Genomic DNA, 23,566 nt, shown 5'->3' with positions numbered 1-23,566 from the left:
CATGAGTCTGCAAGCTCTGGGAATCACCAGCGGTTACCGTCGCAACCGGCCAGTTCTCGAGAACGTCTCGCTCGAGATTCCGTCGGGAAAGCTGATCGGCCTGACCGGGCCTTCGGGCACCGGAAAATCAACACTTGCAAGGATTCTCGCTTCGCTGGATGCACCGTGGTCAGGCGAAGTGCGGATCGACGGATCACCCGTTGTGGGTACCAAATTCTCGGTACCCGCGGCACTACGCGGCACGGTGTCCATGCTGTTTCAGTCACCTCGCGCATCGACCGACCCTCGGCAGACGCTCGCCTCGATCATCGGCCAACCCGGTGACATTGCCAGTAGGTCAATCGATGTGGCCGCGCTGGCAGCAGAAGTGGGCCTCACTCCCGATCTCTTGTCGCGCAGACCACACCAGGTGAGCGACGGCCAACTACAGCGCGCCTGCCTGGCGAGATCGCTGGCGCAACAACCGAAATACCTCATCTGTGACGAGGCGACGGCGATGCTCGACGCCGCCACGACGGCCGCGCTCATTCGGTTGATCGAGAGTCGCGCCGCCGAAACCGGCGTCGGTGTATTACTCATCAGCCATGATCGCGAATTACTCGGCGCCTGCTGCGACGTGGTCCACGACCTCGACAGTATCAGCGCTTAGCCCCTGCGAAATCGACCCTTGACCCGAACGTATGTTCGAGTATGATTTGGGCAGGGGATCGGGGGATTCAATGAGCGTCTTGTTGTCGGACGTGGTGTCTGGTTCTGCGGTGGGGTTACGCGGACGCCTGTGGCAGTTGTCTGCTGCTGAGTTGCGTGCTGCTGCGGTGTCGGCGAGTGCGGAGATTCTGCGCCTCGAAGCCGTTCGAGTGGCGGTGGTGGACGAGTTGTCGTTGCGCCCGGATGATCAGGTGATCGCCAGCCGCGGAGTGGGGTCCTGGTTGGCGGCCAACACGACGCTGCAGGTTCGGGACGGGAAGAAGATCGCCGCGTTGGGTGCAGCTTTGCGGCCGTTTCCGGCGGTGGCTGCTCGGTTCGATGGCGGGGACTGCTCCTTCGAGCATGCCGTGTTGATCGTGGCGTTCTGTGAATCACCACCGAAGGGCATGCCAGACGCCGCGCTCCCTCGCTGTATCGACCTACTGCTTGCGGCTGCTTCCGGAGTTGAGGCGACGACGACAAAAGTGCGGAACGTGATCGCGACCTTGGAGCGGTTGTTCGAATCGGATGAGATTCCACCCGCCGAAGACGTCGACCGGAACGAGTTGCGGATCGCGTCGACATTGAACGGTCGGGTGGTGGTGCGTGGGGATTTCGACGCCCTCACCGGTGAAATGTTGTTGTCGGCGTTGTCGAATCTGACGATGCCGACCCCGGCACCGGATGGGACGCCCGATGCTCGGTCGGCGGCGAAACGGACTGCCGACGGGTTCACCGAACTGATCCGCCGCTATCTCGATTGCGCCAAGACCGGAATCGATGGTGGTCAGCGTCCGCACGTGAATGTGCACATCAATGCTCGGGATTTAGCTGAGCATCGGGACTGCGCCGCAACACCCTCCATGGCTGATGGTGGAGTGGCTGTGTCTGATCTTGATGTCGGGCACATGCCCTGGCTCGGACCGCTGTCCGTGTCGCAGACAAGGCTTCTCGGGTGTGATTGTTTCCTCTCGACCGTTCTGCTCGACGATCACGGCGCGCCCTTGGATGCGCAACCAGGGAAGAGGCTGGTCACCGCCGAACAGCGAGTGGCGTTGATCGCCCGGGACAAGGGCTGCGCCTTCCCCGGCTGCACATGCGTACCCGCCTGGACCGATGCGCACCACATTAAGCACTGGGCCAACGGTGGCCCGACGGAGATGAACAACCTGGTCCTGCTGTGCCGTTCACATCACCGGCTGATGCACCGCAAAGCCGGATTCGTCGGGAAATGGGAAATCCGCATAGGAGTCGACAACAAACCGTGGTTCATTCCGCCGCCCTCGATCGACCCCGGGCAGCAACCCAGGCCGGCGAACACCACCTTCAAAACCTGAGAGGTCAAACCTCTTTGGCGACAACAGAACACGGACCGAGCACCGCATCGAAGGAGACCTCGATGCGGTGCCAACCGGCCGTGACGCTTGATGAAGCTGTGCCCACGATAATCAGCGAGTCAGCACAAGCCCCGATGTCGGAACGCCCGTTCCCGCAGTCACCAGTACATTCTCGACGGAGTCGACCTGGTTGACCGAAGTACCGCGGATCTGCCGAACACCCTCGGCGATACCGTTCATCCCGTGAATGTATGCCTCGCCGAGCTGTCCACCATGGGTGTTGATCGGAAGCTTGCCGCCGAGTTCGATTGCGCCACCGGCGATGAAGTCCTTTGCCTCTCCCCTGCCACAGAAACCGAGTTCCTCGAGCTGCATCAGAACATAGGGCGTGAAGTGGTCGTAGAAGATCGCCGTCTGCATGTCCGACGGGCGCAGCCCACTTTGTGACCAGAGCTGATCGCCGACAAGGCCCATCTCCGGTAGGCCGGTCAAACCGTCGCGGTAATAGCTGGTCATGATGTATTGATCTGCCCCGCTGCCCTGTGCGGCGGCAGCGATAACGGCGGGGGTGTTCTTCAGATCTTTGGCTCGTTCTGGCGAGGTGACGACGATCGCGATGCCGCCGTCGGATTCCTGGCAGCAATCGAGGAGATGCAAAGGTTCAGCGATGAATCGCGAGTTCTGATGGTCCTCGAGGGTAATCGGTTTTCCGTAGAAGAACGCCTTCGGATTGGTGGCTGCATGCTTACGGTCGGCGACGGCGATTCGACCGAAGTCCTCGCTGGACGCTCCGTATACGTGCATGTATCGCTGCGCGACCATCGCGACAAAGGATGCGGGAGTACCCAATCCGTGAGGATAGGAAAAAGCGTTATCCGTGCCCGACGAATTGACCTGCGCCACAAGGCCGGAGTTCACCTGCCCGAAACGGGCACCCGATCGCTCGTTGAACGCGCGGTAAGCGACGACGACGTCTGCGACGCCGGTGGCAACAGCCATGGCGGCCTGCTGAATCGTCGCCGCAGCGGCACCGCCTCCGTAGTGAATGCGGCTGAAGAACTTGAGGTTCGGAATCCCCACCGAACGAGCTACTGCCACTTCGGTGTTGGTGTCCATGGTGAACGAGGTAAGACCGTCGACGTCGGCGGGTGTCAGACCGGCGTCGTCCAACGCGGCTTGAACAGCCTCGGCGGCCAGTCGCAGTTCACTGCGACCGGAGTCCTTCGAGAAATCCGTGGCTCCGATTCCGACGATCGCTGCCTTGCCGGACAATGCGCTCATTCAATGTCTCCGTTTTCAATGTCTCCATTCGAGCCCGACGCCGGAAATGCCAGTGTGACCTGTGCGGTGATGTGATCTCCCAGGCTGTTCTTGCCGACCACCGCGAGCGATACGAGATCCTCGTCGTAGGAGGTCACCGTTCCGGAGAGCGTCAAGGTGTCGTAGGCGTACCAGGGGACTCCGAGGCGGAGTTTGATCGACGTGAGTACAGCCCGCGGTCCGGCCCAATCGGTCACGAATCGCTGCACCAAGCCGGTGTCGGTGAGGATGTTGACGAAAATGTCTTTCGAGCCGCGTTTCTGTGCGAGATCGCGGTCGTGGTGAACATCTTGAAAATCGCGGGTAGCGAGCGCCGCCGAGACCACAAACGTCGGGTCGCCGTAAATCGAGAGCTGCGGAAGAACCTCTCCCACAGTGATATCCGTCGTCAAAGTCATCGTCACTCCTTCACCGCAGAAACCGCAAACACCGCAGACACCGCAGACACAGAAACCGGCTGCCAGGCGTACAGAGTCCAGGGAGTTCCCCCGGTCTCGTCGTCTCCGGGGAAGTCGAGGTAGATCGCCTCCACCTCCATTCCGATCGACACACTCGACGGATCGACGCCGCGCAATTCGCCGAGCATCCGCACACCCTCAGGCAGTTCGACCAGGGCAACGACGAACGGCAACGACCGACCAGGAACCTTGGGGGCGTGGTGAACGACAAAGCTGAAGACCGTTCCCCGACCTGACGCCACCACGTAGTCGGTCTGCTCCGACTTGTGTTTCCAGATCGCGGGCACCGGCGGGTGCTGTACCGAACCGTCCGCACGCAGTTGAATACGCAACTCGTGTGCGGCGACACCGTCCCAGAAGAACTGCGTGTCGAGGGATGCTGTCGGACGCAGCATTCGAGATGCGTCCAGGTCCGCAGGCACGTCAGTGGAGGAACTCTCGCTGACTGGCGGCGCGAACTTCAAGATCCGGAACATCATCTCCGAGACCAGTTCTTCGCCGACCCGCCAGAAGCTGCGAGTAGTGAAGAACCATCCTTCACCAAGACCTGTCTTCTTGGGTCCCACAACGTCTTCCAACACCGAGGAGATGGTGACTTCTTCACCCGGCTTCAAGTAGCGGTGGTAGATCTGATCGCAGTTGGTCGCGACGACGGAGGTGAATCCGGCCTCGTCGAGGATGTCTGTCATCCGGCCCAACGGGTCGTCGGCTTCTCGAATTGCCCCCAGACCGCGCATCGTCCATACCTGCGCCATCGCCGGCGGTGCGACTATTCCGTCGTGTCCGGCGGCGCGGGCGGCCGATTCGTCGACATAGATCGGGTTCTCGTCACCGATCGCCTCGACCCAGTTGCGGATCATCGGCAAGTTCACGGGGTCCCGGCCGGCGCGAGGAGCGCTTGGCCCGTCCTCTCGAACCCGCTCGGCAGCAGTGAGAATGGGATCTGACACGATTTGTTTCCTATCTCGGAACGCGAGGAAGCTTCAGGCCGGCGGTCGCAATCAATTCGCGCATCACCTCGTTGACTCCACCGCCGAAGGTGATCACCAGGTTGCGCTTGATCTGCATGTCCAGCCACTCCATGAGATCAGCAGTTTCGGGATCGATCGGATTTCCGTACCGCCCGACGATCTCTTCCGCCAGTCGACCGACACGCTGGATACGCTCGGTCGCAAACACTTTGGTTGCCGAAGCGTCGGCGATATCCACCGACTCCGAATCACTCGACGCCACTTGCCAGTTGAGCAGCTCGTTGAGGCGGTACGTCGCATGAATTTCGCCGAGCGCGCGCCGTACGTCAACGTGATCAAGCAGGTTTTCACGCTTGGCCCAATCGAAGACGTGGTCGTAAATCCCTGCGACACGACCTGCCGGACCGAGCATGACGCGTTCGTGGTTGAGCTGCGTCGTGATCAAGCGCCAGCCCTGATTCTCCTCACCCACAAGCATGTTCGCCGGAACGCGAACGTCCTCGTAGTAGGTGGCGTTGACGTGATGCGCACCGTCGCAGGTGATGATCGGGGTCCAGGTGTAGCCGGGATCGTTGGTGTCCATGATCAGGATGGAGATGCCGCGGTGCCTTGAATCGGCAGACCCTGTCCGCACGGCGAGCCACACGTAATCGGCGTCATGCCCGCCGGTGGTGAAAATCTTCTGGCCGTTGACGACGTACTCGTCACCATTTCGTGCCGCCGAAGTGCGCAGTGCTGCAAGGTCGGTGCCGGCTTCCGGTTCGGTGTAGCCGATCGCGAAGTGCACTTCACCGGCGAGGATCGCGGGCAGGAATTTCTGCTTCTGCTCCTCGCTGCCGTACTTCTGCAGGGTCGGACCGACGGTCTGCAACGTCACCGAAGGCAGTGGGACATCCGCCCGCACAGCCTCGTTGACAAAAATCTGCTGCTCGACTTCACCGAACCCACGTCCGCCGAACTCCACCGGCCAGCCGACGCCGAGCCAGCCGTCCTTGCCCATACGACGGATGACCTCGCGATAGGTAGGACCATGCCGCTCCACGCGCATGATCTTGGCCTCTTCGGGCGAGATCAGCGTCGAGAAGTAGCGTCGAAGTTCAGCTTGCAATGCGCGCTGACTGTCGGTCAGATCGATGAACACCGGGCCCCCACGAGGTCGAGTCGCTGCGAAGCACCGCCGAGCAGGCGTGCCAGGTCTTTTGCAGTCGAGTAGTAACGATGAAGTGGATACGTGACGTCGACGCCCAGACCGCCGTGCAGGTGGTGAAGCACCTGCATCGTGGCAGGCACTTCTTGGGCGATCCAGTACGCCATGACGTCGAGGTCCGACTGGGCGTCCAGGCCCTCCGACACGCGCCAGGACGCCGACAACGCCGCGACGTGAAGGGTCCGAGAGGTGACGTACGCGTCGGCTATCTGTTGTGAGACTGCCTGGAACGTGGCGAGCGGCTTACCGAATTGCTCACGCGAGCCGACATGCGCCGCAGTGAGATCGACGGCACCGGACACCAAACCATCTGCAACGGCTCCGATGCTTGCCGTGGCGATCCGGTACAGCGTCTGGACGGCTTCCTCGCCGGCACCGAGAAGTTCACCGACTGCCTCGTCCATGGTGACTGCGAACTCGGGACTGCCGGACGCACTGGGAGTCGGCGTCAATGCGACGCCGGCGGCGGTCGGATCGACGAGAACGACTCCGGCGTCGGTGGGCACAAGGATTCTGTGTGCGCTCGCCGCGAAAGGCACGGCAAGCACCGTCCCGCTGACGCGATACCAGTCGCCCGACTGATGGGCGGTGGTCGACGGCTGTGCCGGGAACTGCTGACCCGGCTCACCGAGCGCCGCGGTGAACACCCGTCCGGCGCCGACTCCGGTGAGCAATTCGTCCTGTTGAGCGTCGGTCCCCAGAGCGACTATGGGGAGTACACCGAAGCCGAGGGTTGCGAGAGCCGGAATTGGAGCAGCGGCCCGGCCGACCTCGACGAGGAGGGAACCGACGTCGGCGACGGAGAGTCCCTCGCCGCCCAGACGCTCGGGCAGGGCCAACGTGAGCAGGTCGGCATCGGCGAATGCCGCCCAGAGCGCGTCCGGCTCCAGTTCGCGGGCAAGGAGCGCGGTAGCCACCTCGGCTACCGCTTCCTGGGTTTCATCGGGAGTGAAGTCCACGCTGGCAATCCTGTCTCTGATGTAGAACGTGTTCTAGTTGTATCACCAACGTGGACATTTCTAAAGGCCTCTACTCACGCCGTCTAATCACGGGGCAGGCCCAGAATTCTCTCCGCGGCGACGGTCAACAGAATCTGCGTGGTTCCGCCGGCAATCGACAGGCATCGCGTGTTGAGGAACTCACGCGAAAGCGGGCCCTCCACCCACCCGGCAGTACCACCCAATTCCATGGCGAACTCTGCGACATTCTGACGCTGGCGCACGCCCACCAGCTTGCGGACGCTCGACGCCGGACCCGGATCCTGACCGTCCAATTGCCGCAGTGTCGTGCGCAATTCCAGCAGTGAGCCCACCATGGCGGTTCCGATCAGCCCACCGAGCTTGTCTGCCACCACAGGATCGGGGTCGCCGGCCAGCTCGAGCAATTCCTCCATCGCACCGCCGAGCGAAGAGCCACCGCTCATTGCGACCCGCTCGTTGGCGAGGGTCGTTCGGGCCAGTTTCCAGCCTCCACCGAGCTGGCCGACGACGCACTCGTCCGGGACGAAGACGTCGTCGAGGAAGACTTCGTTGAACAGGGCATCTCCGGTGATCTCGCGCAGCGGCGAGATTCGAATCCCAGCCGTCTTCATGTCGAGAAGGAAGTACGTGATGCCCTTGTGCTTGGGAACCTCGCGATCGGTCCTGGCGAGGCAGATGGCCCAGTCAGCTTCACGCGCAAGCGAAGTCCAGACTTTCTGGCCGTTCAGCTTCCAACCGCCGTCGACCTTTTCCGCGGTCGTGCGCAGTGCCGCAAGATCCGAACCTGCGCCGGGTTCGCTGAAGAGCTGGCACCAGGTGATCTCGCCCTTGAGCGTCGGAGTCGCAAATCTTTCGATCTGCTCCGCACTGCCGTGCTCGAGGATGGTCGGCACTGCCCACCAGCCGATCACCAGATCGGGTCGGCCGATACCGACGGCCGCCAATTCTTCTTCGATCAGAATCTGTTGCGCGGCCTTGGCGCCCCGGCCGTACGGCTTGGGCCAGTGCGGCGCAAGGTAGCCCGATTCGGCCAATGCGTTGCGCTGCTCGGATTCGGGCAGCGCCACCAATTGCGCTACCTCTTCGCGAATGTCGGACCGGTCGGATTCGAGCTCACTCAAGTCAATCTGAAGGTGACGCCGTGCGCCGCCGATCGTCAATTCCGCGACGCGTGCGCGCCAATGAGACGATCCGCCCAGAATCTGCCGGAGCGACAGTGCTCGACGAAGGTAGAAGTGCGCCTCGTGCTCCCAGGTGAATCCGATGCCGCCGAGCACTTGAATGCAGTCCTTTGCCGTGTCGACAGCGGCATCCAGCGACACCGCGGCGGCCACTGCTGCGGCGATCGGAAGTTCGTCGCCCGACTCGGCGGCGACCGCACCATCCCAGGCGACGGCTCCGGCATTCTCTACGCGACACAGCATTTCGGCGCAGATATGTTTGATCGCCTGGAACGAGCCGATGGGCTTTCCGAATTGTTCGCGAATCTTCGCGTACTCCACCGCAGTACGCAGGCTCCACGCCGCAATTCCGGCAGCTTCGGCAGCCCCCAGTACCGCCGCTAGGTCGGAAACCGATCCTGGCGCAATGTCATCGAGGATTCGGTCGGCGTCGACCGTCACTCGATCGAAGGAGACTCGCGCCAGTGGTCGCGACTTGTCGATCGTGTCGACCGCTTCGTAGGTCACGCCTTCGCTGTCTCCGTCGACGAGGGCCCAGACGACACGCGAGCCTTCGTCTTCGGACACGACGCCCGCCGACACGAGTACCGATACGCCCGAATCGCCGCCCCAGGCGTAACCTCCTTCGCCATGAAGCTCGATGCCGCCGGACGCATTCGCCGTTGCCGCAACTGGACTTTCGTCCAATACGACGGCACACGGCAGCGCACCGTCGGCGAGCGTTTCGGACCATCGCTTGGCAGCGGGCGACGAACTACGCCCCACCACCAGAGCTGCGAGTGCAGTCGTGAGAACAGGACCCGGCACGAGTTCGATTGCCGCCTGCTCGAGCATTGCTGCGAGATCGACGATTTCGGCCCCGGCTCCGCCTACCGCTTCGGGAACGGCGACCGAAAATATCCCGAGAGACGCGAACTCGGACCATTTCTCCCGCCACGAAACTGCTGGTCCACGGCGTACCATGTCCATCGGCGTGGCCGAGCGAGCCCAGGCCTCTATCGATTCCTGGACCGCCCGCTGTTCATCGGTCGTGGCGATTGTCACAACTGGTTCCCGCCTCTCGATAAGTGACACAATTGTTTAGAACGTGTTCTAATATGACACCTGGCCAAGAGTCAAGGCGCGAAGGAATTTGTCGATGACCACAACATCCCGATCCCGCTCCAACGCGGTTGCTTCTGCAACGCTCGGGGACGACGATCTCAGCTCCAACGCGCAACGTGAACGCCGCAAGCGGATTCTCGACGCAACACTCGCCTTGGCGTCCAAGGGGGGCTACGAGGCTGTTCAGATGCGCGCCGTGGCCGAGCGTGCCGACGTCGCAGTCGGAACGCTCTATCGCTACTTCCCGTCCAAGGTTCACCTACTGGTGTCCGCCCTGGCACGCGAATTCGAGAAGATCGATTCCAAGGGCAAGATCCCGCCTGGAACCAGTCCGCTCGAGCGGATGCAGCTGATCCTCAGCCTCATCACCCGCGCGATGCAGCGCGATCCGCTCCTCACCGAAGCGATGACTCGCGCGTTCATGTTCGCCGACGCCTCCGCAGCGGCCGAGGTCGATCAGGTGGGCCAGTTGATGGACCGCCTCTTCGCACGAGCGATGACCGAAGAGGAGCCAACCGAAGAGCAGTTGGCGATCGCGCGCGTGATCTCCGATGTGTGGCTGTCCAATTTGGTGGCATGGCTCACGCGACGCTCTTCGGCTACCGATGTCGCCAATCGACTGGAATTGACGGTTGAACTGCTGCTCGGTGACGGAACTCGGAAACCCGAATAGACATCCTTTGTCGCATCTGTCATTTTTGCACTGATCGGCCGGAAACGTATCGAGCCAGGAGTCGCTGCATCACCTAGATTTGAAGAGGTGAGCGCACAAGATCTGTCCATCGAACTCCGCCGAGCGCTGTCAGGCGTGGCACGCACGCCGCGTCTGCTCGTAGCCTCCGACTACGACGGGACGATGGCACCCATCGTCGCCAACCCGGACAAGGCGTATCCCCGGGCGGAAACGGTGCGTGCGCTTCGATCTCTCGCCAGCCTCGCGTCGACGACGGCTGCCGTGATCTCGGGCCGCGCCCTCAAGGATCTGGCTGCGCTGTCCCGACTTCCCGCCGAAGTGCAATTGGTCGGCAGCCACGGCTCCGAGTTCGACATCGGATTCGTTCACGCGATCGACGCCGACGCCAGGAAACTGCTCGACGAGATCGTCACCGAGTTGGGCCGAATCGCCGCCGACACCCCTGGGGCAACGGTGGAGAAGAAGCCCGCCAGCGTTGCACTGCACGTACGCAACACCAGTGCCGACGACGCCGAGAAGGCGCTCATCGCCGTCCGCACCGAATCGGCACTCTGGCCAGGCGTTCAGGTCACCGAGGGCAAATCGGTGGTCGAGTTGGCTGTCATCGCCACCGACAAGGGGCACGCACTCGACTTGATTCGCCATCAGGACGGCGCAACCGCTGCCGTCTTCATCGGCGACGACGTGACCGACGAAAAGGCGTTCAGCAGGCTTCAGGGGCCGGACATCGGAATCAAGGTCGGCAGCGGGGACACCGTCGCCGACTATCGCGTCGACAGCACCGAGGACGTCGCTGCCGCTCTGGCATTCCTGCTCGACGAGCGTCGTACGTGGCTTTCCGGCGCCGACGCTCCGCCCATCGAGCGACTCTCGATGCTCGCCAGTCCGCGCACCGTCGCTTTGGTGACCCCGGATGCGACGCTGACCTGGTTGTGTCACCCGGAACCGGATTCAGCGGCCGTCTTCGCACACCTTCTCGGCGGAACCGGGGCCGGCCACTTCTCGGTCGGGCCTCGACGCACAGCCTTGCCGCTGAGCCAGAAGTACATCGACAGCACGATGACAGTTCAGACCCGCTGGGCGAGCCTGTCCGTCACCGACTACCTCCCCCACGACGTCCCACAGGGACGAACCGACCTGACCCGCATCATTTCCGGTCAGGCCGACGCGATCGTCTCGTTTGCACCCCGTCCCGAGTTCGGCCAGGGTCAGGTCACGCTCGAGGTCGTCGACGAGGGCATTCGGGTCCTCGGCACCAACGAGCCGTACGTGCTCCGCTCCCCCGGTGTGCTGTGGAACATCGCCACCGACGGAAACCAGCAGACCGCCCACGCCATCGTCGAGCCGTCCAAGGGTGACGTCGTCCTCGAATTGCGCTGCGGAACAGAAGAAATCGGCCCGTCCGACGTTCCGGAGCTCGAGCGTCGAGCGACCTCGGAGGCCTACTGGTCCGATTGGGCCAAGACGCTCGAACTCCCGAAGCTGAAGCCGGACTTGATGAAACGCTCTGCACTGACCTTGCGCGGGCTGGTCCACGCCGATTCCGGTTCCATCATGGCTGCCGCGACGACGTCCCTGCCGGAAGAGATCGGCGGAGTCCGCAACTGGGACTACCGCTATTGCTGGTTGCGCGACGCCGCCCTCACCGCAACAGCTCTCGTGAGCGTCGGATCCACCGACGAGGCCGAGAACTACCTGGACTGGGTACACCGCGTGCTCGAAACACTGCCGGGACCCGAGCGCCTGCACCCCCTCTACACGCTCTACGGGACTTCGCTACCGCCAGAGGCCGTCATCGATTCACTCCCCGGATACGCCGGCTCCCGGCCGGTCCGCGTCGGAAACGCCGCGAATCAGCAGGTTCAACTGGACGTGTTCGGCCCGATCGTCGAGCTCATCGTCGAACTGGCGAATGCACGCGAAAAGGCCAGTGATCCCGATCCTTTGAGCGACCGCGACTGGGAACTGGTGTGCGCCATGGTCGAAGCAGTGCAGCGGCGCTGGTTCGAACCCGATCACGGCATCTGGGAAATTCGCGACAACCCGCGCCACCACGTCTATTCCAAGGTTATGGGCTGGGTCACCGTCGACCGCGCCGTCGATCTTGCGACCCGCTTTTCTCGCGAGGCCCTGCCCGAGTGGGTGGAACTGCGTGACCAGATCGCCGACGAAGTACGACACAAGGGCTGGAAGGACGACGTCCAGTCGTACACCGCAGCCTACGACGGTACCGATCTCGACGCGGCGACTCTGCACATCGGACTGTCGGGGCTGATCGATCCGACGGATCCGCGCTTTGCAGCGACCGTCGTAGCCACCGAGGCTGAACTACGCAGCGGCTCAACGGTATACCGCTACCATCACGACGACGGTCTGCCCGGCATCGAAGGTGGGTTCCACCTCTGCGCCGCCTGGCTCGTCGAGGCATACCTACTGATCGGGCAACGCCTGCAAGCAGAGGCACTGTTCGACCAGTTGGTCGCGGCAGCGGGTCCCACCGGACTGCTCGCGGAGGAGTACGACCCCATCGCGGAACGCTCACTGGGCAACCACCCCCAGGCGTACAGCCATCTGGGCTTGTTGCGCTGCGCCCAACTCCTGGCGTGAGCGCTACCCCTTGATCCGACCTGATGTTCGCCCGGCCAGTAGTTCGGTGTCGAGCATCTCGACTATCGGAACGCCGGATCCGGACGGCGACATCAAGAGCGCACCGGCACGCCGGCCCTTCTCTTCCTGGGGCTGGCGCACCGTTGTGAGTGATTCACGCAGCGCCTCGTCGACGCCGTCGAATCCGGTGATCGACAGTTGGCCAGGTACATCGATGCCCTGCCAGCGCGCCCAGTCCAAAGCGCCGAGAGCCAGCACGTCGGTGGTGCAGACCAGTGCGGTGATCTCGGGGTTGGTCGCGAGAGCTTCCGCCGCCGCCGAGTGCCCGGACTGCGATGTGTGGACGTACCGCTCGATCACGGTGAGTGAGAGTGGGTCCATGTCGGCCGCCACCATCGCGTCGCGCACTCCTTCGATCCGCTCACGCTGGACGTGGAAGTGTGGGGACTTGAGTCGTTCCTGGCTGACGACGCCGTCCATCCGGTCGCGCCCCAGCCTCATGCAGAGCACGCCGATGTCGCGGTGGCCGAGCCCGATGAGGTAATCGGCGACCTTGCGCATGGCAGCGCGGTCGTCGATGCCCACGAGGGATGCACCGGGAATCTCGCGCGGCTGGTCGCAGACGACGATCGGAATGTGACGCTCGAGCACGGCAGCGAGATACGGATCGTCGTCGGCCACGGAGTAGACGACAAAGCCGTCGACGCCCGCCTGCTGGACCACGGCTGCAGCATCCACCTCGTCGCGGCCGGGCCCGGCCGGGATGAGCAGCAAGCCCTGGCCGGCGTCCTCACACGATTCCGAGAGACCTGCAAGGAAGCTCATGGCGGCCGGGTCACGGAACGAATAACTGAGTGCTTCGGTGAGCAGAAGACCGACGGCACCGGCTTTGCGAGTTCGCAAGGAGCGGGCGACCGGATCAGGTCCGGGGTATCCGCGTCGCTTGGCCGCTTGGAGCACTCGATCCCGCAGCTCGACGGAGAGCTGATCGGGTCGGTTGTACGCGTTCGAGACTGTAGTTCTCGACACATTGAGCTCGGCGGCAAGCGACGCCAAAGTGGCTTGACGGCGTGGCTGACGGGACCGGGGCATAAACGGACGTTAGCCGTAGTGCCCGCAGACGGCGCGTTGGGGCTGAACCGAAGGTGAACTACCAGCGACTATGCGCTAATGTGTAACGGTAACGGTTTCCAATAGCATTTAGCCCAGCCTTTGTTCAGGAGAAAAGCACGTGCGTTCGTCGTCGAAATTCCGCACCGCCACCGCCCTCGCGGCCGTCTCGGTCGCCGCAGCATTCGCGCTCACCGCGTGCAGCTCCAGCTCGTCGAAAGACGAAGGCATCACCGTCGTCGCATCGACGAACGTGTGGGGCGACGTCGCGCAGGCCGTCGCCGGCGACAAGCTGACCGTGACGTCGATCATCAACGAGCCGTCCGCGGACCCGCACTCGTTCGAGGCGACTCCAGCCGATGCCGCCAAGATCACCGACGCTTCACTCGTCGTCTACAACGGTGGCGGCTACGACCAGTTCATCACCGACGTCCTCGACGCAGGCAAGGGTGAGCAGAAGACGGTCAACGCCTACAACCTGCTCGACGGTGGCATCCACGCCGGCGAAACCGCGGGCGAATCGCATGACGGTCACACCCACGGCGCAGTCAACGAACACGTCTGGTTCGACATTCCGACCGTCGACGCCGTCGCACATTCGGTTGCCGATCAGCTGAGCGCTCTCGATCCGGACAACGCGGCGACCTACGAGGACAACGCGAAGGCATACAGCCAGAAGCTCGCCGGCGTCACAGCGATCACCGATTCCATAGCCGCTGCCCACGCAGGCGCACCGGTGGCGCAGACCGAGCCGATCGCGCACTACCTCCTGGTCGCAGCTGAACTGAAGGACGCAACTCCCGAAGAGTTCACCAGTGCCATCGAAGACGGCAACGATCCGTCACCGGCCGCAATCGCCGCAACGCGCCAGCTCCTCTCGGAGAAGCAGGCCCGCGCACTGGTCTACAACATCCAGACGCAGGACAAAGTGACCCAGGACATGCGCACCACAGCCGAAACCGCCGGAGTGCCTGTCGTCGAGGTTACGGAGACTCTCCCCGAGGGCCTGGACTACATTCAGTGGCAGACGCAGACCGCGGAGTCGCTCGCAAACGCCCTCTCTGCCCAGTAATTATTTGCCCCACCATTTCCGAGAAGAACCGATCGGCTTGTGACAGAAACTTCCGCGAATACTCCTGTGCCCCCTGGTAACACCGTGCCTTCTGGTAACACCGCGCCTTCAGAGGCCTCCGTGCCCGCTGTGACGCTGAAGGACGCTCGATTGTCCTTCGGCGCCCGCACATTGTGGGACGGGCTCGATCTCGAGGTACAGCCAGGTGAGTTCATCGCCGTACTCGGGCCGAACGGGTCGGGCAAGACCTCGCTCCTGAAGATTCTGCTGGGCCAACTACAACTCAGCGGCGGTAGCGCCCAGATCGTCGGCACGCCGGCACGGGCCGGGAACTCACACGTCGGGTACATCCCGCAGCAGAAATCCATCGACGACGGCCTCCCGCTCCGCGGCCGCGACCTGGTAGGCCTCGGCGTCGACGGTCACCAGTGGGGTACGGGCCTACTGCGCCGGGGGCGTCGCCGCAAGATCGTCGACGACGCCATCGCACAGGTCAGCGCCCAGTCGTTTGCCGACGCTCCCATCGGTTCCATGTCCGGCGGTGAGCAGCAGCGACTGCGGATCGCACAGGCTTTGGTCGGCGACCCGCGGATCCTGCTGTGCGACGAGCCGCTGCTCAGCCTCGACCTCGCCAACCAGCACCTGGTCTCGACGCTGATCGACAAGCGTCGGCGCAGCCATGACACCGCAGTGCTGTTCGTGACGCACGAGATCAATCCGATCCTGCCGTTGGTCGATCGAGTGCTCTATCTGGTGGACGGCAAATTCCGGATCGGGACGCCGGCCGAAGTGATGACGTCCGAGGTTCTCTCGGATCTGTACAACACCGACGTCGAAGTGTTGCAGGTTCGTGGCCGCCTCGTCGTGATCGGCACCGGAGACGCCATCGACGCGCTCGGCAGCGCAGGCGGACTACGCCCGGGAGAAGGCGTTCACCATTCTGATGAGGATCACCACCAGTGAGTAACAAGTTCACCGACGCGATGTCGCGGATGTTCGACGTGTCCGCCACCGTCGACCTACTGCAGTACGACTTCGTCCAACAGGCGTTGATTGCCGGTGCCATCCTCGGATTGTTGGCAGGCATCATCGGGCCGCTGATCGTGAGTCGTCAGATGTCGTTCTCGGTGCACGGAACGAGTGAGCTGTCACTGACGGGTGCATCCGCCGCACTTCTCGTCGGTGTGGGCGTCGGCTTCGGTGCCATCGTCGGATCCGTGGTCGCGGCAGTGCTGTTCGGGCTGCTCGGAGCCAAAGCGCGGGACCGAGATTCGGTGATCGGCGTGATCATGGCTTTCGGTCTCGGCTTGTCGGTGTTGTTCCTCTGGGCGTACGACGGTCGCACGGGAACCAGCTTCTCACTGTTGGTCGGACAGATCGTGGCGCCGGGAAACAGTGGTCTCGAACTTCTGCTGCTGTGCGCGGTCATCGTGATCGGCACACTCGGATTCATCTACCGCCCTTTGCTGTTCGCAAGCACCGACCCCGAAGTTGCTGCAGCTCGCGGTGTTCCGGTTCGGGCACTGTCGATCGTGTTCGCAGTGTTGGTCGGCATCACCGCAGCACTCGGCGTACAGATCGTCGGTGCGCTGCTGGTGATGTCGCTGCTGATCACCCCCGCAGCGGCCGCCGCGTACGTCACGGCAAGCCCACTCAAGGCCACGATCCTCTCCGTCGTGTTCGCCGAACTGGCAGCCGTCGGCGGCATCCTTCTGTCGCTGGCACCCGGCGTTCCCGTCTCGAGTTTCGTCACCTCGGTCTCGTTCGTGATCTACCTGATATGCCGACTCTTCGGATCCGCACGCCGCAAGAATGCGGGACGGATTCCGGCGCACGCCTGAACACCGAGAGCCCATACCTACCTAGAATCGAGGTATGGGCTACAGCGTTGATCTGAACAGCGACCTCGGCGAGGGCTTCGGAGCCTGGACTCTGGGCGACGACGACGCCATGCTCGAACTTGTCACCAGCGCGAACATCGCCTGCGGATTCCATGCTGGCGACCCGACAACGCTGTTGGCGACTTGCGAATCCGCAGCCACCCGCGGCGTGCGGATCGGCGCGCAGGTGGGTTACCGAGACCTCGCCGGTTTCGGCCGACGCTTCATCGACATGTCCCCGAAAGACCTCACCGCCGACGTCATTTATCAAATAGGGGCACTCGACGGTTTGGCTCGTGTCGCCGGATCGCGGGTCGCGTACGTCAAACCCCACGGCGCGCTTTACAACGCAATAGTCCATCACCGACGGCAGGCGCGGGCCGTGGTCGCCGCCGTCGTTGCCTACGACAGTTCGCTACCTGTTCTCGGACTACCTGGTTCGGTGTTTCTGGAAGAGGCGCGCGAAGCCGGCCTCGACGTGGTCGCCGAGGCTTTTGCCGATCGCGCGTACACGGCAGAAGGCACCTTGGTCCCCCGCACCGAGTCGGGCGCAGTTCTGCACGACCCGGCACTTGTTGCAGAACGGGTTCGGCGAATGGTCGTCGACGGCGAGTTGGATGCGGTCGACGGGAGCACCCTCAAGATCACCGCGGAGTCGGTGTGCGTACACGGTGACAGTCCGGCAGCCGTCGACATGGCCGCAGCGATCCGCGCTCTCCTCGAATCCTCCGACGTCGAGATCACGCCGTTCACATGATCACGATCCTGCCAGCCGGTGAATCCGCAGTCCTCGTCGAATACGACGAACTGCCGAGCGTGCTGGGCAACTTCAGGGCTCTCGACGCCAGTCGGATCCCCGGAGTGATCGATCTGATTCCCGCGGCGCGAACCATCCTGATCGAGTACGACAACACGATTACCGGACGCAAACTCGTGGAGAAGTGGGTACGTGGGGCCGTACCGATCGAACTCACAGCAGATGAGAGCTGGCCTGCTGTCGAGATTCCGGTCCGCTACGACGGCGACGATCTCGTCGAAGTGGGCAAGCTGACCGGACTCGGGGTCGACGGCGTCATCGAGGCTCACACGTCTGCGTCGTGGACCGTCGCGTTCATCGGTTTCGCCCCCGGCTTCGCGTATCTGACCAGCAACGAGAGAAAGCTCGAAGTTCCACGTCGATCGGACCCGCGCAGGCAGGTCCCGGCCGGTGCAGTCGGGTTGGCCGGACCGTTCTCGGGCGTCTACCCGCGTAGCTCCCCGGGCGGCTGGCAGTTGATCGGAACGACGGAACTGTCGGTGTGGGATGCCGAGCGCCGCCCGCCGGCACTGCTTCTACCCGGCACCACAGTCACCTTTGTCCGTGCATGATTTCGGTGCAAGCATGATTTTGGTGTCTTCACCGCGTTGTTGCGGGACAATGGATTCATGGCCTGGCTCGAGGTAGTGCGTACCGGCCCGCTCGCCACAGTTCAGGACCGCGGGCGGAGAGGCTACGGCGCTCTCGGGGTCGGCAGATCCGGCGCCGTCGACATGATCTCGCACGACAGCGCGAACAGACTCGTAGGCAACACTTTTCGAGCAGCAACCATCGAAGTCACCACTGGGGGTTTTGCTATGCGGGCCGTCGGTTCGATGACGGTGGCAGTGACAGGCGCGCGGGTGCCGCTGGCCGTCGATGGACGGCCGGCACCTGACTACGCGAGCATCCACCTGGGCGGTGGCAGCATTATCGAATTGGGTTACAGCACAACCGGGTTGAGAACGTATATCTCTGCACGCGGTGGCGTCGACGTCCCACAGGTACTCGGCAGCAGATCCACCGACACACTCTCCGGGCTCGGGCCGCCGCCGCTCGCCGCCGGCGATCTACTCCTCCTCGGGGCAGAGGAAGGGACGTGGCCCACCGAAGAGTTGATTCCACCGCCCGCACCTGCACTCGGCGCGGTTCCGATCGAGATCACGCTCGGCCCCCGAAATTCCTGGTTCACCGCCGCATCCGTTCACGCGCTCCTTCACACCACGTGGAAAGTCACCGAACACACCAACCGAGTCGGGGTCCGGTTACAGGGCCAAGGGCCTTTACATCGCTCACGCACCGAGGAATTGCCGAGCGAAGGCGTCGTGATGGGATCCATCCAAGTGCCGCCAGGCGGCCAGCCCGTCGTGTTTCTGGCAGACCATCCCGTGACCGGCGGATACCCGGTCATCGCCGTCGTTTCCGACGCAGGGATTGCGTCGCTGGCACAGCTGCGGCCCGGCAGCACCATTACCTTGAAGGCCACTACCAGGCCGTCCTAGCGCTGATAGTCTCAGCCGCGCCAGCAATGCTGCCGGCGGCGCTCGGCCGTCGCCAGAACCTGAAGGACTGTCACACTATGAGCCCTAAGAGCAACACACTTGCTCTCGGAATAGCGTCACTGATCACTGCTGCACTCGTCCTGTCCGGATGCAGCAGTTCGGAAAGCGGCGACGCTGTCTCCAGTGATACCAACACCAGTGAGACCACTGCTTCCGAAAGTTCTGCATCCTCGTCGTCTGCCGCTGCCGCGACGCCGACTTTGCGGGACGGGACACCGTTCATCGGTGAGCGGACGACGATCGAAACCGGCGACGACCCCGAAGCGCCGAACATCAGCGTCAGCCTCCCGCCAAGCTGGACTCACGGCGAGAACATCCCTGCCGGCGTTACGGATGCGTTGTCCAGCAACAGCCAGGAACCCAGCGGTTTCATGCCGAACACCACCGTGACGGTCGAAAACCAAGGCACCGCAACAAAAGACGAGGTTCTTGCCGCTGCGCGTGAAACGATCGCCACCCTCGACGGATGGACCGAGGTGAAGTACACCGAGATCGACGTCGACGGACAGCAGGGGTTCCGCCTCTCCGGAACCTGGACCGCCCCAAACCTGGACGTTCCGCTCTACGCCGTCATGACAGTCGTCGCTTACCAAGCCGACGACAACTCGCCGGTCTACCTGGTCAGCTTTGCGAATCAGTTCACCGACACGACGAACATGCAGACTTCCAACCAGGTGGAAGAAATCAACACCTCGATCGAATTCGGCTGAGCACCTCATGATTTGAGCACTTGATCACCGAACAACCGCGGCGGGCCGAGACTACGACAGTCTCGGCCCGCCGTTTCACAACTCTCGCCTAGCTGGAGCCGAACAGGCCGCTGAGGGAACCGAGGCCACCACTCAACGAGCCGAGCGATCCGGTTCCGCCACCGGTTCCGGGGCCAGTGGGATCAACGGGATCAACGGGATCAACCGGGTCAACGGGATCGACCACATCCGCGGCGCGGACAGTGATGGACGGGCCCAAGTTGGCGAAATTCGCACTCGACTGGAATCCGTTGCCCATCACCGTGGCACCTACCGCCAATCCACTTCCGTACACGGTTCCCGGCGCACACGAAGCAGTGACCGTGTAGCTGGTCTTCATGGTCACCGGTTTGCTGCCGTTGTTGATCCAGCCGGCACTGGTCACCTCGAGCGTCGTGGCTGTCAGTTCCGGCGTTTCAGTGGTTTCGGTCATCGTCCCGCCAACGTGAAACTTCGTGACCTTCGCCGAGCCCGGGACAAAGGTCAAGCATGCGGCATGCGTCTCGGTGAACCTGCTGATATATCCGTCGATTCCGCTCTTCTTCGACACTGTCGTGTAGGTGATCGTGTCACCGATCTTCGGGGACGCATTGTCCACGGTGCGAGTAAATGTGTAGGCACCAGAAGTTGCCGTCTCGGCAGTCGCGACTCCCGCACCCAGCGCGCTTGCGCCCACAGCAAGAGCAATCACCCCCAAACCAGCTCCAACGGTGGACAGACTACGATTCCTGGATCCAAACTTTGCCACGAACAATCTCCACTCTGTGTGGTTCCAGGACAACCGAATTCATTGATTACTGGAACTTGTTGCAACCCGACTCTCGAAGTACGATACAGTCGACCTGGACATTCGCCCAGCTTTTCGCCGAATTGGTCGCCAATCAGTTAACAACAGGCAATCAAGGTCGAAAAAGTCCTCTCAATTCGGACTTTTCCGTAAATTCTGCCGAACTGACACATAGGCAAGCGTCCGATAGGTTTCAATGGTTACCACGGCGCAACCTTTGAAGAGTCATCCCCATCGCCGTCAGCGTGAACCCCTCGAACGGAGAATTTCATGTCACGTTTCTCAATGCGCAAGACACTCACCGGAATCGCAATCGCTGCACTTGCAACCAGCGGGCTCGTAATGACCGCAGGCACCGCGAGCGCCGATGCCACCCACCCGTCCTCGGCAACGGTCAACTCCTCCAACGTCCGGATCACCAAGAACATCGTCGGCGACGGCGAAGTTGCACCCGGCGGCAAAGTCACCGTGCGCACGGTCATCTCCACGACCGGCCACCCCGAGCGTTACGTCGACCAGTTCGTCGACCGCTACCCCGCCACGTTCAAATACATCCAGGGCACGGCGACGGTCAACGCTTGGCATTTGATCGGCGGTCAGAAGACCGAATCCGTCACGCCTTCGGTTGACACTGCCGCCCGAACCGTGAATGTGCCCAGCACCGGTTGGCTGATCTCGCCCACCGGCAGCAAGACCGTGACGATCGAGGCGCAGTACCTCGTCGCCGACGATGCACCGATCGGTTCGTACCAGGAAATGTCGAGTTCGATCGGCATCTCGACGTTCAACACCGAGCAGAACATCAGCGGCGTGTACGCCAAGATCCGCGCCAAGAACCCCGGTGAGGCTGCCGCATCAGGCTCTGCAGATCTGGGCTTCGGCTCTTCTGACGGCGAGGGCGGAACCGGTTCGGCCGGCTCCTCCATCCTCGACAACCCGGCCGGCTTCATCTCCGACATCATCAGCGGTGTCCTGGCCAACGGCAGCTGATTCACCTGCTCCACCTGTAAACACTCCGTCGGGGAATGTGATCGAGGGTGGCATCGAGTCTTCGGACTCGGTGCCACCCTCGGTCTTTTGTCGCGACCGCACTCCGTCGTGCCCTGCGTCGAAGAACCAAATAGGAAAGCATTACCTAAGTCACTCGCGGTATGATCCACCGATGAGTTCCACAGGATTTCCGTACTGGGCTGTGCCGGCAGGCCGGTACGTTCCGCTCCCCTTCGCCATGACGACGTCCACCATCGGGCGCGATCAGAAGCGCGTGTGGCGTGAGATCCGCCATCCCGAGCACGAACTCCTGTGGGGCGCTTCCGGCGAGATGAGCGCGTACATCGACGACGTTCGTTGGCAGATCCCACCGACGGTCGGCATGTGGATTCCGGCTGGAACTCCACGGCGCATCACGCTCGGCGCATCCACCGAGGCTCGCTTCACCTATTTCCGGCCCGAGTCGTTCCCCCACCCGTGGACAAAACCCGCGATCATCGGCATCGACGACGTGGTCAAGACGATGCTCATCCATCTGCACCAGCGAAACATGCCTACCGAGGCTCGCTTGCGGGCGGAATCCGTAGTCTTCGACACGCTCGCGCCCATCGAGGCGGCTGATGTCGCAGTGCCGATGCCCGCCGATCCCCGGGCCCTCGCCGTTGCACGCCGCTTGATCGCCGACCCCGCCGATCAACGCGGGCTTGCCGATTGGGCCTATGTGGTCGGTGGAAGCCCCCGTACCCTGAGCCGCGTGTTCTCTCAGGGAACGGGGATGTCCTTCACCGAGTGGAGGATTCAAGTTCGCGTCCGCGCCGCGATGTCCTATCTCGCTGCGGGCGTTCCTGTTTCGACGGTTAGCCGTCGCGTCGGATACGAAACCCCCAGCGCCTTCACCAGCGTGTTCCGCAAGGTCACCGGACGAACACCGAAGAACTATTACTCGGACGCGTGCGAATTGTCAGCCTAGCTGGTCAGAAGCCGTTCATCTTCGAGACCAGTTCGGCGAAGGCATATTTGACGCTCAGCGACGTGGGCGAAGCCAGTGCCATGACTCGGGCCAGACCGAGCTGCTGAATCAGCCTGCCGTCCTTGACTGCAGGCAGGTCGGCAAACAACTTGTCCCCCATCAATCCGGGGAGCCCCTGACCACTCGCGTCGTTGAGCACGATCACGTCCGCGTCCAGTTCGTTGTACTGTTCGCGCGATGCAGTCACCGACCCCTGGGTGTCCCCGCACAGCTCTGCGCTTCCGGCCGACTGCTTCAGTCCGAGCTGGGACATCAGGATGACTCTGCCGTCGTCGGCGCAGTAATTGGTGAGGCCGTCGATGTTTCCCGAGAGGAAGGTCAAGGTTTTCCCGTTCAGATTCGGGGACCCAGCAGCCAGGTCGGCTATGGAATCGTCAGTTTCCTCGATCAGCTCAGCCGCCCGCTTCGGTTGTCCGAGTACTGAACCGATGGTCGACATCTGCTCTTGCCACGTAGTCGCCCATGCGGTCTCCTTGAACGGAATCGTGGGTGCGATCTGAGAAAGACGTGCATAGTCGTCTTCGGTGATTCCCGAGACCACCGCGATGATCACGTCCGGCTCCAACGCCAGGATCTGCTCGAAAGGCACACCGGAAGTGCTGTCGAGCAACGTGGGTTCGACGTCGCCCAACAATTCTTCGTCCCACGGCAGGATTCCGTTCTCCAAGCCTGCCCCGCTGAACGACTCCATGGCGACGGGCGTCTTGCCCAGTGCCAGGACCGAATCCTGGCTGTTCCAGCCGATGGTCACGATCCGCTGAGGTTCGGTCTCGATGGTGGTCGAGCCGTACGCGTGATCTACGGTGACCGGCAGCGCACCGGTCTCGGCCAACTGCGTCGTGTCCTCCGACGCTGTTGACTCGGTGCTGCTCTGGCAGCCTGCGAGCAGGGCAATCGCGGCCAACGCAGCCACTATTCGGGTAGTGCTTTTCATCTTCTGTCAGCTCTCTTCGCAAACGTACTTGTTTCGACCAGGCAGGTATATCGAGACCTGATCCCGGTAATGGGGTGTCGATACTCCATCTGTCCGCTGCCGCGTAGCCC

22 protein-coding genes are annotated in these 23,566 nt (G+C 62.6%); 13 read left to right on the top strand and 9 right to left on the bottom strand.

The window, feature by feature from the left end; genetic code table 11:
• Position 1: 1 nt before the first annotated feature.
• A complete protein-coding gene (locus AC1Q61_RS09690; protein ID WP_003945821.1) occupies positions 2-649 on the top strand; it encodes an ABC transporter ATP-binding protein in 648 nt (215 codons plus the stop codon).
• A 70-nt stretch (positions 650-719) separates the two neighbouring features.
• Positions 720-2,024: an HNH endonuclease signature motif containing protein gene (locus AC1Q61_RS09685; RefSeq protein ID WP_270008387.1), complete on the top strand. Its 1,305-nt coding sequence runs from the start codon at positions 720-722 to the stop codon at positions 2,022-2,024.
• A gap of 111 nt (positions 2,025-2,135) precedes the next feature.
• Here AC1Q61_RS09685 and AC1Q61_RS09680 read toward each other — a convergent pair whose 3' ends face one another.
• The 6 genes from AC1Q61_RS09680 to AC1Q61_RS09655 form a co-directional block, all read right to left on the bottom strand.
• Positions 2,136-3,305: a lipid-transfer protein gene (locus AC1Q61_RS09680; RefSeq protein ID WP_019746856.1), complete on the bottom strand. Its 1,170-nt coding sequence runs from the start codon at positions 3,303-3,305 to the stop codon at positions 2,136-2,138.
• Positions 3,302-3,742 carry a MaoC family dehydratase gene (locus AC1Q61_RS09675; RefSeq protein ID WP_020968404.1) on the bottom strand — a complete coding sequence of 147 codons (441 nt, stop codon included), beginning with the start codon at positions 3,740-3,742 and terminating at the stop codon, positions 3,302-3,304. Before AC1Q61_RS09675 ends, AC1Q61_RS09680 begins: the two co-directional genes overlap by 4 nt.
• 2 nt (positions 3,743-3,744) lie before the next feature.
• A complete protein-coding gene (locus AC1Q61_RS09670) occupies positions 3,745-4,755 on the bottom strand; it encodes a bifunctional MaoC family dehydratase N-terminal/OB-fold nucleic acid binding domain-containing protein (RefSeq protein WP_168798840.1) in 1,011 nt (336 codons plus the stop codon).
• A 7-nt stretch (positions 4,756-4,762) separates the two neighbouring features.
• On the bottom strand, positions 4,763-5,914 hold the full coding sequence (locus AC1Q61_RS09665) for an acyl-CoA dehydrogenase family protein (RefSeq protein ID WP_118606824.1): 1,152 nt from the start codon (positions 5,912-5,914) through the stop codon (positions 4,763-4,765).
• Positions 5,899-6,939 carry an acyl-CoA dehydrogenase family protein gene (locus AC1Q61_RS09660; protein WP_050657065.1) on the bottom strand — a complete coding sequence of 347 codons (1,041 nt, stop codon included), beginning with the start codon at positions 6,937-6,939 and terminating at the stop codon, positions 5,899-5,901. Before AC1Q61_RS09660 ends, AC1Q61_RS09665 begins: the two co-directional genes overlap by 16 nt.
• 83 nt (positions 6,940-7,022) lie before the next feature.
• Positions 7,023-9,185: an acyl-CoA dehydrogenase family protein gene (locus AC1Q61_RS09655; protein WP_136471263.1), complete on the bottom strand. Its 2,163-nt coding sequence runs from the start codon at positions 9,183-9,185 to the stop codon at positions 7,023-7,025.
• Positions 9,186-9,279: 94 nt separating this feature from the next.
• Between AC1Q61_RS09655 and kstR the strand changes: the two genes are divergently transcribed.
• Both kstR and otsB read left to right on the top strand, forming a co-directional pair.
• A complete protein-coding gene (gene kstR, locus AC1Q61_RS09650; protein WP_003945752.1) occupies positions 9,280-9,918 on the top strand; it encodes a cholesterol catabolism transcriptional regulator KstR in 639 nt (212 codons plus the stop codon).
• Between the two features lie 87 nt (positions 9,919-10,005).
• Positions 10,006-12,546, top strand: coding sequence for a trehalose-phosphatase (otsB, locus tag AC1Q61_RS09645; protein ID WP_118606828.1), 2,541 nt, complete (start codon positions 10,006-10,008; stop codon positions 12,544-12,546).
• 3 nt (positions 12,547-12,549) lie between these two features.
• On the opposite strand, the gene AC1Q61_RS09640 is transcribed toward otsB, so the two are convergent.
• Positions 12,550-13,638 (bottom strand): LacI family DNA-binding transcriptional regulator, encoded by a 1,089-nt coding sequence (locus AC1Q61_RS09640; protein ID WP_003945452.1) that lies wholly within the window; start codon positions 13,636-13,638, stop codon positions 12,550-12,552.
• Between the two features lie 139 nt (positions 13,639-13,777).
• On the opposite strand from AC1Q61_RS09640, the gene AC1Q61_RS09635 reads away from it, so the two are divergent.
• From AC1Q61_RS09635 to AC1Q61_RS09605, 7 genes are all read left to right on the top strand, one after another.
• Complete coding sequence (locus AC1Q61_RS09635) at positions 13,778-14,728, top strand: metal ABC transporter solute-binding protein, Zn/Mn family (protein ID WP_019746850.1); 951 nt, start codon at positions 13,778-13,780, stop codon at positions 14,726-14,728.
• Positions 14,729-14,848: 120 nt separating this feature from the next.
• Positions 14,849-15,691: a metal ABC transporter ATP-binding protein gene (locus AC1Q61_RS09630; protein ID WP_020723636.1), complete on the top strand. Its 843-nt coding sequence runs from the start codon at positions 14,849-14,851 to the stop codon at positions 15,689-15,691.
• Complete coding sequence (locus AC1Q61_RS09625) at positions 15,688-16,569, top strand: metal ABC transporter permease (protein ID WP_003945811.1); 882 nt, start codon at positions 15,688-15,690, stop codon at positions 16,567-16,569. The genes AC1Q61_RS09630 and AC1Q61_RS09625 overlap by 4 nt, the downstream gene beginning before the upstream one ends.
• Before the next feature lie 34 nt (positions 16,570-16,603).
• On the top strand, positions 16,604-17,365 hold the full coding sequence (locus AC1Q61_RS09620; RefSeq protein WP_021342826.1) for a LamB/YcsF family protein: 762 nt from the start codon (positions 16,604-16,606) through the stop codon (positions 17,363-17,365).
• Positions 17,362-17,976, top strand: coding sequence for a 5-oxoprolinase subunit PxpB (gene pxpB / locus AC1Q61_RS09615; protein ID WP_021342825.1), 615 nt, complete (start codon positions 17,362-17,364; stop codon positions 17,974-17,976). The genes AC1Q61_RS09620 and pxpB overlap by 4 nt, the downstream gene beginning before the upstream one ends.
• 57 nt (positions 17,977-18,033) lie before the next feature.
• Positions 18,034-18,906, top strand: coding sequence for a 5-oxoprolinase subunit C family protein (locus AC1Q61_RS09610; RefSeq protein ID WP_020906112.1), 873 nt, complete (start codon positions 18,034-18,036; stop codon positions 18,904-18,906).
• Positions 18,907-18,983: 77 nt separating this feature from the next.
• Complete coding sequence (locus AC1Q61_RS09605) at positions 18,984-19,676, top strand: LpqN/LpqT family lipoprotein (protein WP_142006446.1); 693 nt, start codon at positions 18,984-18,986, stop codon at positions 19,674-19,676.
• An 88-nt stretch (positions 19,677-19,764) separates the two neighbouring features.
• On the opposite strand, the gene AC1Q61_RS09600 is transcribed toward AC1Q61_RS09605, so the two are convergent.
• On the bottom strand, positions 19,765-20,406 hold the full coding sequence (locus tag AC1Q61_RS09600) for a hypothetical protein (protein ID WP_029254438.1): 642 nt from the start codon (positions 20,404-20,406) through the stop codon (positions 19,765-19,767).
• 366 nt (positions 20,407-20,772) lie between these two features.
• Here AC1Q61_RS09600 and AC1Q61_RS09595 point away from each other — a divergent pair, with 366 nt between their 5' ends.
• Complete coding sequence (locus tag AC1Q61_RS09595; RefSeq protein WP_020968392.1) at positions 20,773-21,492, top strand: hypothetical protein; 720 nt, start codon at positions 20,773-20,775, stop codon at positions 21,490-21,492.
• Positions 21,493-21,664: 172 nt separating this feature from the next.
• Positions 21,665-22,462, top strand: coding sequence for a helix-turn-helix domain-containing protein (locus AC1Q61_RS09590; protein WP_020968391.1), 798 nt, complete (start codon positions 21,665-21,667; stop codon positions 22,460-22,462).
• Positions 22,463-22,466: 4 nt separating this feature from the next.
• Here AC1Q61_RS09590 and AC1Q61_RS09585 read toward each other — a convergent pair whose 3' ends face one another.
• A complete protein-coding gene (locus AC1Q61_RS09585; protein ID WP_029537512.1) occupies positions 22,467-23,456 on the bottom strand; it encodes an iron-siderophore ABC transporter substrate-binding protein in 990 nt (329 codons plus the stop codon).
• Positions 23,457-23,566: the final 110 nt, after the last annotated feature.

This window comes from Rhodococcus sp. MPR-R1B (assembly GCF_058793255.1).
This window is presented reverse-complemented; position numbering and strand designations above follow the sequence as displayed.

Bases quoted from the DNA above. Each gene is read 5' to 3' on its own strand.
- AC1Q61_RS09690 (WP_003945821.1), top strand. From the start codon at position 2: ATGAGTCTGCAAGCTCTGGGAATCACCAGCGGTTACCGTCGCAACCGG.
- AC1Q61_RS09685 (WP_270008387.1), top strand. From the start codon at position 720: ATGAGCGTCTTGTTGTCGGACGTGGTGTCTGGTTCTGCGGTGGGGTTA.
- AC1Q61_RS09680 (WP_019746856.1), bottom strand. From the start codon at position 3,305: ATGAGCGCATTGTCCGGCAAGGCAGCGATCGTCGGAATCGGAGCCACG.
- AC1Q61_RS09675 (WP_020968404.1), bottom strand. From the start codon at position 3,742: ATGACTTTGACGACGGATATCACTGTGGGAGAGGTTCTTCCGCAGCTC.
- kstR (WP_003945752.1), top strand. From the start codon at position 9,280: ATGACCACAACATCCCGATCCCGCTCCAACGCGGTTGCTTCTGCAACG.
- AC1Q61_RS09640 (WP_003945452.1), bottom strand. From the start codon at position 13,638: ATGCCCCGGTCCCGTCAGCCACGCCGTCAAGCCACTTTGGCGTCGCTT.
- AC1Q61_RS09620 (WP_021342826.1), top strand. From the start codon at position 16,604: ATGGGCTACAGCGTTGATCTGAACAGCGACCTCGGCGAGGGCTTCGGA.
- pxpB (WP_021342825.1), top strand. From the start codon at position 17,362: ATGATCACGATCCTGCCAGCCGGTGAATCCGCAGTCCTCGTCGAATAC.
- AC1Q61_RS09610 (WP_020906112.1), top strand. From the start codon at position 18,034: ATGGCCTGGCTCGAGGTAGTGCGTACCGGCCCGCTCGCCACAGTTCAG.
- AC1Q61_RS09605 (WP_142006446.1), top strand. From the start codon at position 18,984: ATGAGCCCTAAGAGCAACACACTTGCTCTCGGAATAGCGTCACTGATC.
- AC1Q61_RS09595 (WP_020968392.1), top strand. From the start codon at position 20,773: ATGTCACGTTTCTCAATGCGCAAGACACTCACCGGAATCGCAATCGCT.
- AC1Q61_RS09590 (WP_020968391.1), top strand. From the start codon at position 21,665: ATGAGTTCCACAGGATTTCCGTACTGGGCTGTGCCGGCAGGCCGGTAC.
- AC1Q61_RS09585 (WP_029537512.1), bottom strand. From the start codon at position 23,456: ATGAAAAGCACTACCCGAATAGTGGCTGCGTTGGCCGCGATTGCCCTG.